Genomic DNA, 13,665 nt, shown 5'->3' on the forward strand with positions numbered 1-13,665 from the left:
ATCGCAGCCATAAAAATGATGCGTGGCACTGCATTGCCCTACGCTGCAACTATCTTGTAAAGAACAGACTTGAACAATGCCGATAATCAATGTGATTCTGAGTGTTTAAACCAGTTTTTCCATGAACTGGTATAGCGGGTTTCAATTGAAATCGCAGGGATCAGTTTACTCCTCAACACCTCGGTTTGATCTAGGTGCTTCGCCAGTCGGGCTTTGACCGAATGGATACATTCACGGTCACCAAACTCGCACCGGTCTAAACTTGTCCCGCCACAAGGACCATTGGCAAGCCCTTTGGGACAGGTTTCAGGGCAGATATACAGCGTGTCATCCAGTCGGCAGTGTCCACAACTTTCACAGCCCACCAGTGGATGTTTGCTCCAATGTTCCATTTTCAATAAAAGCTGATTAGGCCGAGCTTTATTCCAGAAATTGGCTTTAAAAATAAAACGCCCAATCCCGAGCGCCGCATGAGACGCAAAAAAAAGCTGATGCATTAAATGCATTTGCTTATATTTTAAAATCTGGGCTGGTGGGACAGGTTTTGAAAAAGTGGCCAGCTCAGGTTTAAGCTCAAGGCCTGACTCCATTTTCCACAGGTCTTTCCAGGCTTTTTCACAGGCTGCTAAAGACCAGTTTTCATATTGCTTTAAAAACTGTTCCAGTTTTTGTTGTTCCGATAGCTTGTGACAAGCCGATAAATGCACCCCAACAAACCCAAGATGTTTACAGATCAGGATCTGCAACGCACAACGCGCATAGATATTTGCTTCCGCCTGAACAGGATCAGCCTCGTATTCACTTTTCAGGACATGCCCAATATGCGCTGGAATCACCAGTCCGGCAACCTGATGTTTCAGCATAAATTGCGCGCGTTTTAAGGTCAGCGGCATGACGCAGGCAATTAAAGGAAATTGTTTGTAATGCTGAGAGATAAAGGATTGGCTGTGCTGAAGACAATCCAGATCAAATCCAAGCTGGGTAATCAGAAAGTCTGCGCCTGCTTTGATCTTTTTATGCAGTTTCAGATATTGGGCATCCCGCTCTGCTTCCGTATATTTAAACGGATTAAAAGCCACGCCGATATTAAACACATTCCGTTGTCTGGCCGCCATCACAGCATTCACAGACTCAAGATAACGAGACCGTTGCGCTGGGATTTCGCGGCCAAAATTATGATTCTTCAGTTTATCGCCGCTTAGTAAAAGCAGGTTGTGATACCCCTGCTGCTCAGCCTGATCGAGAAAATGTTCAAATTCTTGAATATCCCGACCTTTACCTGAAAAATGCAAAAGTTTTTCAATCTCAGGCGCGTATTGTTGTGCCACCTCTAATGGTGCAGGGTCTTCATCGCTATGCACACGATCAGCCAATGTCATCATGGCCGGATAGCCAGCCAGACTTGGGGGAACTGCCGGCGTATCACGGTTAGAACATAGATATTCCACCAGAATATAGAATTGTTTTTGCTCTAAGCTCTGAGAAAATAAAGACATAATGAAAAGATTTAAAAAGGGAGAATTCTGGGCCATAGCGCAGGCCTGAAATTATAAGGGATATACCTTGAAAGTAAACCAGAGGAAAGTTTTACGATTTTTGGGGTCGTGAAATGGCCGTGAGAGCGCATAAAATTTCTAAACATGAATTTCACTCACTTTTCAGTGAAACAAAATCATTTTTATTCATGTCATGTTTCAAGTATAAATTACTGCATGCTCTTCACACGAGACAATCTGAGGATTGATTCTGATGAAGCCACTTTGGCAAATATCAGAACCGACTGAAAAATCCGATTGACTGGGAGACTCCAAAAAATTGGAACATCCAGAAAGGGCAACGAAGTAATAAGGTTTTATCTCAGAATTTAGGGTATCAGATCATCATGAGCAAAGAGTTTACATTTACGATTAAGCGCATTAGTTTCGATGAAAACTATCAGCCCTCAGACAATACGCGAATCACCACCAACTTTGCCAATTTGGCCAGAGGTGAAAGTCGCCAAGAGAATCTGCGCAATACCTTAAAAATGATTAACAACCGTTTTAATAGTCTGGCGCATTGGGATAACCCGACAGCAGACCGTTATTCTGTCGAACTTGAAATCATTTCGGTTGATATTGATGTTGAAGGTAAAGGTGAGACCTTCCCGACTATCGAAATCCTGAAAACCAATATTGTGGATCATAAGAATAATCAACGCTTTGACGGTATTGTAGGAAATAATTTTTCCTCATATGTGCGCGATTATGATTTTAGTGTGTTACTGCTGGAACATAATAAAGACAAAGCGCAATTTAGCCTTCCAGAAAACTATGGTGAATTGCACGGGAAAATCTTTAAATCATTCCTGGACTCAACTACCTATAACAGTAACTTCCATAAATCGCCGGTGATTTGCCTCAGCGTTTCCAGCAGCAAGACTTATCATCAAACTGCAAATCAGCATCCGGTGCTGGGCGTGGAATATCAGCAGGATGAATATTCGTTAACGGATCAGTATTTCGAGAAAATGGGCTTAAAAGTTCGCTATTTCATGCCGCCAAATAGCGTGGCGCCGTTGGCCTTTTACCATCGCGGTGATCTGCTGGATGATTATACTGACCTGGAACTGATCGGCACGATTAGTACCATGGAAACCTTCCAGAAAATCTACCGCCCAGAGATTTATAACGCGAATTCAGTCGCAGGAAAAACCTACCAGCCAAGCTTGAAGCATCAGGACTATTCATTAACTCGTATTGTTTATGACCGGGAAGAGCGCAGTCAGTTGGCGATTAAACAAGGCAAATTTACTGAAGAACAGTTCATCAAGCCTTACCACACGATTCTTCAGCAATGGGCTGCAAATTAATTTTTTAATTCACCTAGATAAACAAGATTATTGATTATGAAACGATTATTACCGACTTCAACTGCTGGCAGCTTACCAAAACCTTCTTGGCTGGCCGAACCTGAAAAACTCTGGTCACCTTGGAAGTTGCAAGATGAGCAATTAATTGAAGGCAAACAGGATGCATTGCGTCTGTCCTTACAAGAACAACGCCATGCCGGTATTGATATCGTCAGCGATGGTGAACAGACCCGCCAGCATTTTGTTACTACCTTTATTGAACATCTGGACGGCGTCGATTTTGAAAAACGTGAGACCGTGCGTATCCGTAACCGCTATGATGCAAGTGTGCCATCAGTGGTCGGTGCCGTATCTCGTCAAAAGCCGGTGTTTGTGGAAGATGCCAAGTTTTTACGTCAGCAAACCAGTCAACCAATCAAATGGGCACTGCCTGGCCCGATGACCATGATTGATACACTTTATGATGGTCATTACAAAAGCCGTGAAAAACTGGCATGGGAATTTGCCAAAATCCTGAATCAGGAAGCACGAGAACTCGAAGCCGCCGGTGTTGATATTATTCAGTTTGATGAGCCTGCATTTAATGTGTTCTTTGATGAAGTGAATGACTGGGGCGTGGCAACTTTAGAGCGTGCACTGGAAGGGCTGAAATGTGAAACCGCGGTCCATATTTGCTATGGTTATGGTATCAAAGCCAATACCGACTGGAAAAAGACCCTGGGTTCAGAGTGGCGCCAATACGAAGAAGCGTTTCCAAAGCTACAACAATCTAAAATCGACATCATCTCACTCGAATGTCAGAACTCTCGTGTACCTATGGATCTGATCGAACTGATTCGTGGCAAAAAAGTGATGGTGGGTGCAATTGACGTTGCCACCAATCAGATCGAAACACCTGAACAAGTTGCAGATACGCTGCGTAAAGCGCTTCAATTCGTCGATGCAGACAAGCTCTATCCTTCGACCAACTGTGGTATGGCACCGTTATCACGTCAGGTGGCCACAGGCAAACTGCATGCTTTAAGTGCAGGTGCAGACATTGTTCGCAGAGAACTCTCCGCTTAATATTTACCGAACTGTGGAACGACAAGGGCTGCAGCAGGTAGCCCTTGCTCTATTCAGACAGCTCGGATTTGATTTGGGAATATCGTGATGATTGAAGCGACAGACTTTAGAAACGCAATGTCTTTATTAACCAGCGCCGTTAGTGTCATCACCACGGCTGGCTTGACGGGTCGTTATGGCTTTACGGCGTCTGCCGTATGTAGCGTGACCGATACGCCACCGACCTTACTGGTCTGTATGAATCAAGCTTCCAGTTCCCATGTCCATTTTGTAGAAAATAAAGTGTTAAGCGTGAATGTGTTAAGCGCGCAACATCAGCATATTTCCACAGCATTTTCATCCCGCTTAAGTCCGGAAGAAAGATTTAAACATGGCGTCTGGACAGAGTTAGAAACCGGTGCCCCGGTATTAAAAGATGCGCTGGTCAATTTTGATTGTGAAATTGAGCAGGTTCAGGCCGTGGGAACCCATACCATTTTCATTTGCCGCATCGTCGCCATTCAGCAAGGCCAGCATGAGCACAGTCTGGTTTATTTTAATCGTGCTTATCATCACGTCGGGCAGACAGAAATCGCTTAACTCACATAATAGTCCAGGATCTCTTTTGCACGATTCAAAACCTACTCCAGACATGCATCGCAACAGCTCAAATAATTGGCTGCGGCCTTTGTGGATATCGCTTCACTTATCCACAATTGAGGTACTCCCGAGATTGAATCACTCATCCTCTTGTTTAAAAATTTCCTTTATTCAACTCGAGAACCGTCAGTCCATTGCAATCACTTTAGCTTCTTGAATGATTCGGTTAGGATAAAGAGGATTTCGCAACCTTACGCTTTCTGTTGCATGCTTAAAAGAGTAAAAATATGTCACAACAAGATTTTGAAAATGGATTAAAAGTTCGTACCGAAGTCATGGGCGAATCATTTGTAAAACGTGCACAGGACAATACCGTTCCTTTTACGCAACCGTTGCAAGACTGGATTAATGAGCATGCCTGGGGATCAACCTGGCAGCGTGAAGGTGTATTGCCCCGTAAATATCGCTCTCTGGTCACGATCGCCTTCTTAACTGCACTGAAAAGTCCAACCGAACTCAAAGGGCATATTCGCGGTGCGTTAAACAATGGCGCCAGTGTCGAGGAAATACAGGAAGTGTTATTACATAGCCTGCCTTATTGCGGCGCACCTGCCACTCAGGAAGCCTTTCGGGCAGCACTTGAAGTGATTAATGAATATCAAAAGGATGCATAAGAATTTTTTATTGTCTTTACAATAAATGACATCTTCTTTTTCCCAAAAAGCCTTTATGAATAAAGGGCTTTTTAAATAGCTTATGCGAACCTTAAAAGGGATACTGTTGCACAATAAGGATTCACTTTAACGATGGACAATGCGATTAGTCTATCGATTAGGTATTTTTTTTATGCAATCTATTTATTCACTTAGCATTAAAATAATGTTTTTTAATGATCTGAATAAAAGCACTGGTTTGATCAGCTCCGACATCGGGAGAAATCACAACGCCGACATTTAAATGAAGAGCAAAATCATTTAATTCAATAATTTCCAATCCATTATTTTTTAATGCGAACTTTTCAAAAAAGGGTTTAGGAAAAACTCCCAGACCCTCACCCTTCAAAATACTTTGTAATTGAAGCTCAGCGCCAAAGATTTCTTTATTGATATAAAATCCTAACCGCTGATTGTATAAAATTTTAGCCAGACTTTCTCTGAAGCAGCATCCTTCGGGATGTAAAATCCAACCTTTTTTACTACATTTTTCCAGACTATTATATTGATAAGCTTCGTCTTTCCTGCCAACAATTACAAAAGGAAGTGAACCAATCTTTGAAAAATTTATATTTTCAGGTAACTGCAGGTTTGATGGAATCATCAATGCCGCCAAATCAATTTCACCTTCATATATTTGTTGAACCAGACTACGACCCCAGCCACTTGAAATATCAATGTCAGAGAAATCCTCCATCCGTTTAGATTCATAAATAACAGGATCCAATAAATCATCAATCAGTGTTTGCGGTATTCCAATCTTTAACACCTCTTTAAAAATTTCATTACTCTCATCCTGAAAACTTTTAAGTAATTCTAATTGTTTTAAAATAAAGCAGCCTTTGAAATAAACCTTTTCCCCTAACCGTGTCAATTGCAGGGGACGTGTTTTTCTATTCAGTAGCGCACCTTTTACTTTTTCCTCAACATTATAAATACGCTTGGTGACTGTTGATTGCTTCACTCCAAGCTTCTCTGAAGCAATCGTTATTGATTGATTATCAACAACGTATATAAAGGTTCTCAAATCCCTAATATCCAAATTTTATGCCTCACATTGAGTTATTTAAAATACTTCCTGAACTGACAAGGCGAGCATCCTGTCCAGGCTTTAAATGCACGTGTAAATGCACTATGTTCTGTATACCCCAATGTATAAGCAATATCAGATAAACTCACATCCTTATTTTGTAATAACGACAAAGCTTTCTCATGTCTTTTTTGCTTGACTAGAAGCTTAAATTCCTCACCTTCATTTTTTATTTTTTTTGAAAGTACTCTAGGTGTCAATTTCATCTTTTTTGCGACTTTCAATAGATAAGGTTCGCCTTCAGATAAGGTATTGCTAATTTGAATGTTCACTCGATTGATAAAATCTACGGGATCTTTGGTCTCGTTTCGGTGTAAGGAAAAAAACTCCTCTATACAAATCTCGTTAAAGCTTCTACACATCGTGATAAAATCAAATAATCCTCCAGAATATAATGGATATTTATAAATATCCTCCAGAGTGGACTCTATAATGCAGTGAATGGTTTCCATTTCAAAACGGTTCACTAAAATCTCAAAGCCTGCTAAAAAGTCATTTAGCACAAACTCTGGACTTAAAAGTTCACACCGATAAACAAGAACAACTCTAAAACGATCTAGAGATAAATTATTAATGATAGAAAAAAACTTATCTACATCTAAAAGAAAAAAGATAACCGCATGCTTCAGATCTTTATTCCCGATTTCAATAAGATGCAGTTTTATATTTTTTTCACAATGTGAAAAAGTATGAAACATGTTATCTATCTCATTTACAGTTCTATAAACTCTAACAAAATTTGAAATAGAATCTTAAACAGTTGAGATCAATAAAATAATCATTTTAGGAAAGTTAAATGAACAAGCAATGAATACTTGTTCATTTTTATGAAGATCCGAATAAACGGATCTGCTATTGCGTACTGTGGTTTTAGATAATAAGTCCCTCACAGTCATCACCTTTCCAAGACAAACGGTCTGCAATATATTCCTTGTTAAAATCGATACGTAACTGACAACGCTTATAATCTTGTGTATTTGGTACACGAATATCCAGTACATAATTCCAGGTTCTTACTGCAAATAATCCCTCATTAAAGTGTGGATTGCCCAAGATATGACGGAATTGATCTTTGTTCATACCGATATCTAAACGGGCAACATCGTTATATTCATAACGTTTCACCAGTTTGAGATAGCTTTTATCTATTTCAGGAAAACTTAGCGCCTGAGCAGGCGTTAACTCGGCTTCACCTTGAGTTTCTGCCTGACTACCAAACGACATACTGACAAGTATCAGCGTAGCTAAGATCTGGATCATTTTCATTGCTATTCCCACCTCATTGTTATTCAAGAAAAAAAGGAGAGCTTTACAGCTCTCCTCAACCTTTTAGTCAATTACAGTACTTACCCCAATACGGACAAGCGGACTATTGCCTTCGCTTCCCATTGCCGCACCCGTTGTCAATGACCAGCGACCATTATCTGCTGTGCGTCTAAAGGTTACACCGACCGCACTCTGATCGTTGTAATAAGCGGCGCCCGCAGCCATGGTTAGCTTACCAGCAACATAAGGAGCATTTTCAAGTGCCGCTGTTGCAGCAATACCCGCAGACATTCTGTCTTCTAATTTATCCATTCGTTTATTGGTATCATAGAAGACCTGTTGCATCTGATCGCCCAGATTGGTAACACGATCATCAATTGCACCTAAGGCATCGCCAACATTGTTATGGGTACCACCCGCAACATTGTAGGTCGGTCCTGTCCAGCCTTTTGCCGGATCATAACCTGCACCACCACCTAAGGCTGCGCCAACATCTTGATAAGACTGGTGTAACTGGCTACCATTGATTGCGTCTTTTGAAGCACTATGAATTGCTCCATCTGCCACGCCAGTCACTTTCTTACCACCTGCATTAATGCCACCTGTAGTCATGCTTGGTCCTGCTTCGCCGTTTGGTCCAGCAATGCTGATGCCGCCACCCGTGATGGTTGTGCTACCTTGGTCACCTGCAACATTGACCTGGTTTGCATTTACATCTTTTGCAGTAACGCTATCTACAGTGATGTCTTTTGCCAGACCAACTTCATAGTCAGTACTGCCATCCGCTTTCTTGCTTTCTTTTACAGTGATGTTTTTGTCTTCATTGCTTACCGATGACTTCGCTGCCTTGGCTGCATCACCTACAGCACCAATTGCGTCATTGATATTGTTATGACCTGTACCTCCAATGTTACTGGTACTGATCGTGCCATCATCATTTACGGTTGTGTTACCACCAATCGCACCTGCAACACTGTCTGATATATCTTTGATCTGACCTCCATTAATCGCATCTTTCGAGTCTTTGGCAACTTCACCATCGGCTACGCCTGTGACTTTCTTGTCACCTGCATCGATACCGTCTTTGGTCACGCTTGGACCACCATCGATATGTAAGCCTTCTCCATCCAGTTTGGTGCCTCCAGCAGTCACGCTGTCAACCTCAAGATCTGGTGTAGTCGATACTTCGTAGTCCGTGCTGCCATCCGCATTCTTGCTTTCTTTCACAACAATGTTTTTGCCTTCTGTCACCGTAGACTTCGCTGCTTTCGCGGCATCGCCTACTGCACCAATCGCATCATGGATGTTGTCTTTGCCTGTTCCGCCAATGTTGCTGGTGTTGAGCGTGCCGTCCGGATTCACCGTCGTATTACCACCAATGGCTCCTGCAACACTATCCGACACACCTTTTAATTGGCTACCGTTGATTGCATCTTGCGAATCAGCTGCAACTCGACCTGGCGCCACACCTGTAATCACAGTGTTGCCTGCATCAATGCCTTTGGCAGTAATGCTTGGTCCAATGTTATTCCCCATTGGATCAACAAAGCCCAGACCTGTTGAGTTCACAACAGTTCCATTACCGTCAGCATCTTTCAGGCTAATGCCTTTGGCACCATATTCGGCCTCATTGCCTTCGCCGTCTTTGACCTGGGTACCTGTGGCCGTCAGTACGGTTTCGTTGCCTTCGTCATCGGTTGCGGTCACGCTATCGAACTTGACGTCTTTGGCTGTGGCAACTTCATAGTTGGTACTGCCATCGGCATTCTTGGTCTCCGTTACCACCATGTTATCGCCTTCGGTGACTGTGGTTTTCGCAGCTTTGGCAGCAGCGCCTACTGCACCAATGGCATCATTGATGTTGTCTTCACCTGTGCCGCCAATATCCGGGTTGGTGTAACGACCTGTGTTTGGATCATATTGGGTATTACCGCCAATAATATTCTTGACACCTTCGCCTTGCGCATGGAGCTGGCTACCATTGATGGCATCGGTTGAGTCTGCACTGACTGTACCAGGGGCAACATTGGTCAGCTTTTTACCGCCTGCATCAATGCCGGCCTTGGTTACACTTGGGCCGCCCGCAATGGTCATGCCGTCATTGTTAATGACGGTATCACCTGCGGTCACACTGTCCACTTTCAGGTCACGGTTCAGGCTGTACTTGATGTCATTGCCTTCTTTGCTTACCTGTAAGTTTTCTTCGCCATCTGCAGTACCGATATCAACCGTATCACCCGCTTTCACCGCACCTGCATTGGCGCCGTTGCTTTGCAAGGTCCAGCCTTTGTCCAGTTCAGTGATTGCATCGCCAACATTGTTCAGGTCTGTACCATTCACTGTGTAGTTTGGCGCAGTCACAGTTCCGTCCGGATTCACGGTTGAGCCACCACCCAAGGCATCCGCAACGCTTTGTGCATTGTTGGCCAACTGGCTACCGTTGATCGCATCGGTTGAGTCTGGATTGACATCACCTGCTGCAACACCACTGATCTTGCCAGTTGCACCATCAATATTCACGTCACCGACTTTGACTGTGTTGAATTCAACATCATCCGCGGTTGCAACGGTATAGATGGTTTGGCCATCATCGCCTATTGCACTTTCAACCGTTATGTTTTTACCAGCGTCTACTTCAGTTTTAGCAGCCGCGGCAGCTTTTCCGATTGAGCCAATCGCATCATTGATATTGTCTTCACCTGTGCCACCAATATCTGAGTTGGTATAGCCTCCAGTATTTGGATCATATACGGTGTCGCCACCAATAATATTACGGACACCTTCGCCTTGCGCATGGAGCTGACTACCATTGATAGCATCGGTTGAGTCTGAACTGACTGTACCAGGAGCAACATTGGTCAGTTTTTTACCGCCTGCATCAATGCCGGACTTGGTTACACTTGGGCCATCAGTAATGGTCATGCCGTCATTGTTAATAACCGTATCGCCTGCAGTCACGCTATCCACTTTCAGGTCACGGTTCAGGCTGTACTTGATGTCATTGCCTTCTTTGCTTACCTGTAAGTTTTCTTCGCCATCTGCGGTACCGATATCAACCACATCGCCTGCTCGAACTGCGCCATCGTTGGCACCATTGCTTTGCAAGGTCCAGCCTTTGTCCAGCTCTGCCAAGGCATCGCCAACGTTGTTGGTATCTGTGCCATTAATGTTATAGCTTGGGTTAGATACGGTGCCGTCTGGATTGACCGTTGAGCCACCACCTAAAGCATCCGCCACGCTTTGTGCATTGTTGGCTAACTGGCTACCGTTGATCGCATCGGTTGAGTCTGGATTGACATCACCTGCTGCAACACCACTGATCTTGCCGGTTGCACCATCAATATTGACGTCACCAACTTTGACTGTGTTGAATTCAACATCATCAGCAGTTGCAACGGTATAGATCGTTTGACCATCATCACCCGTTTTACTGTCAACCGTCATGTTCTTGCCAGCTTCAACTTCAGTTTTCGCTGCTGCGGCTTCTCCCTGAATTGCATCCGCAACCGTGTCATAGCCTTTGTCATTCACTGTGAATGGACCATTCAGCTTGCCGCCTTCATTGGTAACCCCTCCACCAAGAATATCGCCAACAGAGCCTGCTGTATCATTTAGCTGACTACCGTTGATGGCATCTTTCGAATCTGCGGCAACTTCACCCTCCGCAACATTGGTTACTTTCAGACCACCAGCATCAACACCTGTGCGGCTCACGCTTGGGCCAACTAAATCACCCGCGGCATTGGTAAATGCCAAACCTGTGGTATTAAGCAGTGTAGTATCACCCTGAGCATTCTTGATGGTCGTTCCTGCGGCGGTATTCGCATTCGTATTACCTTGCGCGTCTTGGACAATGGTTCCTCCTGCAACCAGAGTAGTACTGTTGCCTACCGGATCTTTAACTTCAACGCCAGTATTGTCCAGACGCGTGTTGCCTGCAGTGACGCTGTCCACGTTCAGGTCACGGTTCAGGCTGTACTTGATGTCATTGCCTTCTTTCGTTACCTGTAAGTTTTCTTCGCCGTCTGCAGTACCGATATCAACCACATCGCCTGCTCGAACTGCACCATCATTGGCGCCATTGCTTTGTAAGGTCCAGCCTTTGTCCAGCTCTGCCAAGGCATCACCCACATTGATGGTATCCTTACCATTGATATTGTAGGTTGGATTTGAAATCGCGCCCGTAGTTGGATCATAGGTTGCTCCTCCACCAAGCGCTCCGGCAGTCGTTTCACCCAATTTACTGGTACGGTTATCATTGCCCGCAACCACCTGATCTAACTGGTCTTTATTGACTGCATCAGTCCCGTCTGTACCTGGAGCAAGATTGGTAATCTTATTACCTGCTGCATCAATGCCTGACTTGGTCACACTTGGACCACCCGTGATGGTCATACCATCATTGTTCATAACGGTATCGCCTGCAGTCACGCTGTCCACTTTCAGATCACGGTTCAGGCTGTACTTGATGTCATTGCCTTCTTTCGTCACCTGTAAGTTTTCTTCGCCATCTGCGGTACCGATATCAACTACATCGCCTGCTCGAACTGCACCATCATTGGCGCCATTGCTTTGCAAGGTCCAGCCTTTGTCCAGCTCTGCCAAGGCATCGCCCACATTGGCAGTATCGGTACCATTGATGTTGTACGTTGGGTTGGTTACAGTGCCATCCGGATTTACTGTTGAGCCACCGCCCAAGGCATCCGCAACGCTTTGTGCATTGTTGGCTAACTGACTACCGTTGATCGCATCGGTTGAGTCTGGATTGACATCACCTGCTGCAACACCACTAATCTTGCCAGTTGCCCCATCAATATTGACGTCACCAACTTTGACTGAATCAAATTCAACATCATCCGCAGTTGCAACGGTATAGATCGTTTGACCATCATCACCCGTTTTACTGTCAACCGTTATATTTTTACCTGCTTCCACTTCAGTTTTCGATGCAGCAACCCCACTATCTAACTGATCCTTATTGACTGCATCAGTCCCTTCAGTACCTGGAGCAAGATTGCTGATCTTGTTACCAGCAACGTCAATGCCGGACTTGGTCACACTTGGACCACCCGTGATGGTCATACCGTTATTATTAATAACCGTATCGCCTGCAGTCACGCTGTCCACTTTCAGGTCACGGTTCAGGCTGTACTTGATGTCATTGCCTTCTTTGGTCACCTGTAAGTTTTCTTCGCCATCTGCGGTACCGATATCAACTACATCGCCAGCTTTCACGGCACCATCATTGGCGCCATTGCTTTGCAAGGTCCAGCCTTTGTCCAGTTCTGCCAAGGCATCGCCAACGTTATTGGTATCTGTGCCATTGATGTTGTAAGTTGGGTTAGAAACGGTACCTGTTTCTGGATCATAGCTTGAACCACCGCCCAGACCACTGGCTGTACTTTCTCCCAGACGATTCGTCTTATCATCAGCATCTTGTGCTACCTGATCTAACTGATCTTTATTGACTGCATCAGTCCCATCTGTACCTGGTGCAAGATTAGTAATCTTATTCCCTGCTGCATCAATGCCTGACTTGGTTACACTTGGGCCATCGGCAATGGTCATGCCGTCGTTGTTAATGACCGTATCGCCTGCAGTCACGCTGTCCACTTTCAGATCACGGTTCAGGCTGTACTTGATGTCATTGCCTTCTTTCGTCACCTGTAAGTTTTCTTCGCCATCTGCGGTACCGATATCAACTACATCGCCTGCTCGAACTGCACCATCATTGGCGCCATTGCTTTGCAGTGTCCAGCCTTTGTCCAGCTCTGCCAAGGCATCGCCAACGTTGTTTGTATCTGTGCCATTAATGTTATAGCTTGGATTAGATACGGTGCCATCTGGATTCACCGTTGAGCCACCGCCCAAGGCATCCGCAACGCTTTGTGCATTGTTGGCTAACTGGCTACCATTGATCGCATCTTTCGAGTCTGGATTGATATCACCTTCGGCAACATTAATGATTTTATTACCTGCTGCATCAATGCCTGACTTGGTCATGCTTGGACCATCAGCAATGCTGACTCCATCGCTATTCATCACGGTATCGCCTGCGGTGACACTGTCTACATCCAGATCCCGCGACAGCTCTACCGCAA

8 protein-coding genes and 1 pseudogene are annotated in these 13,665 nt (G+C 44.5%); 4 read left to right on the top strand and 5 right to left on the bottom strand.

Annotated features, from left to right (window positions below; translation table 11 throughout):
* Positions 1–86 precede the first annotated feature (86 nt).
* Positions 87–1,496: a methylenetetrahydrofolate reductase C-terminal domain-containing protein gene (locus MSG93_RS18055; RefSeq protein ID WP_324622842.1), complete on the bottom strand. Its 1,410-nt coding sequence runs from the start codon at positions 1,494–1,496 to the stop codon at positions 87–89.
* Between the two features lie 386 nt (positions 1,497–1,882).
* Here MSG93_RS18055 and MSG93_RS18060 point away from each other — a divergent pair, with 386 nt between their 5' ends.
* The 4 genes from MSG93_RS18060 (at position 1,883) to MSG93_RS18075 (ending at position 5,169) form a co-directional block, all read left to right on the top strand.
* On the top strand, positions 1,883–2,851 hold the full coding sequence (locus MSG93_RS18060; RefSeq protein ID WP_262755600.1) for a DUF1852 domain-containing protein: 969 nt from the start codon (positions 1,883–1,885) through the stop codon (positions 2,849–2,851).
* Positions 2,852–2,887: 36 nt separating this feature from the next.
* Positions 2,888–3,916 (top strand): methionine synthase, encoded by a 1,029-nt coding sequence (locus MSG93_RS18065; protein WP_005283314.1) that lies wholly within the window; start codon positions 2,888–2,890, stop codon positions 3,914–3,916.
* Positions 3,917–4,003: 87 nt separating this feature from the next.
* A complete protein-coding gene (locus MSG93_RS18070) occupies positions 4,004–4,495 on the top strand; it encodes a flavin reductase (RefSeq protein WP_009509767.1) in 492 nt (163 codons plus the stop codon).
* Between the two features lie 287 nt (positions 4,496–4,782).
* Positions 4,783–5,169, top strand: a complete 387-nt coding sequence (locus tag MSG93_RS18075; protein WP_005283308.1) for a carboxymuconolactone decarboxylase family protein — start codon at positions 4,783–4,785, stop codon at positions 5,167–5,169.
* A 187-nt stretch (positions 5,170–5,356) separates the two neighbouring features.
* Here MSG93_RS18075 and MSG93_RS18080 read toward each other — a convergent pair whose 3' ends face one another.
* From MSG93_RS18080 to MSG93_RS18095, 4 genes and pseudogenes are all read right to left on the bottom strand, one after another.
* Positions 5,357–6,250, bottom strand: a complete 894-nt coding sequence (locus MSG93_RS18080; protein ID WP_005283307.1) for a LysR family transcriptional regulator — start codon at positions 6,248–6,250, stop codon at positions 5,357–5,359.
* 20 nt (positions 6,251–6,270) lie between these two features.
* Positions 6,271–6,996, bottom strand: coding sequence for an AraC family transcriptional regulator (locus tag MSG93_RS18085; protein WP_324622843.1), 726 nt, complete (start codon positions 6,994–6,996; stop codon positions 6,271–6,273).
* A gap of 178 nt (positions 6,997–7,174) precedes the next feature.
* A pseudogene (locus MSG93_RS18090) lies at positions 7,175–7,564 on the bottom strand (outer membrane protein assembly factor BamE); the annotation flags it as partial.
* A gap of 63 nt (positions 7,565–7,627) precedes the next feature.
* A complete protein-coding gene (locus MSG93_RS18095; protein WP_420714327.1) occupies positions 7,628–13,606 on the bottom strand; it encodes a YadA-like family protein in 5,979 nt (1,992 codons plus the stop codon).
* Positions 13,607–13,665 lie beyond the last annotated feature (59 nt).

Source organism: Acinetobacter sp. IK40 (assembly GCF_035615075.1).
Lineage (GTDB): Bacteria > Pseudomonadota > Gammaproteobacteria > Pseudomonadales > Moraxellaceae > Acinetobacter > Acinetobacter courvalinii.

Bases quoted from the DNA above. Each gene is read 5' to 3' on its own strand.
- MSG93_RS18055 (WP_324622842.1), bottom strand. From the start codon at position 1,496: ATGTCTTTATTTTCTCAGAGCTTAGAGCAAAAACAATTCTATATTCTG.
- MSG93_RS18060 (WP_262755600.1), top strand. From the start codon at position 1,883: ATGAGCAAAGAGTTTACATTTACGATTAAGCGCATTAGTTTCGATGAA.
- MSG93_RS18065 (WP_005283314.1), top strand. From the start codon at position 2,888: ATGAAACGATTATTACCGACTTCAACTGCTGGCAGCTTACCAAAACCT.
- MSG93_RS18070 (WP_009509767.1), top strand. From the start codon at position 4,004: ATGATTGAAGCGACAGACTTTAGAAACGCAATGTCTTTATTAACCAGC.
- MSG93_RS18075 (WP_005283308.1), top strand. From the start codon at position 4,783: ATGTCACAACAAGATTTTGAAAATGGATTAAAAGTTCGTACCGAAGTC.
- MSG93_RS18085 (WP_324622843.1), bottom strand. From the start codon at position 6,996: ATGTTTCATACTTTTTCACATTGTGAAAAAAATATAAAACTGCATCTT.
- MSG93_RS18095 (WP_420714327.1), bottom strand. From the start codon at position 13,606: ATGAATAGCGATGGAGTCAGCATTGCTGATGGTCCAAGCATGACCAAG.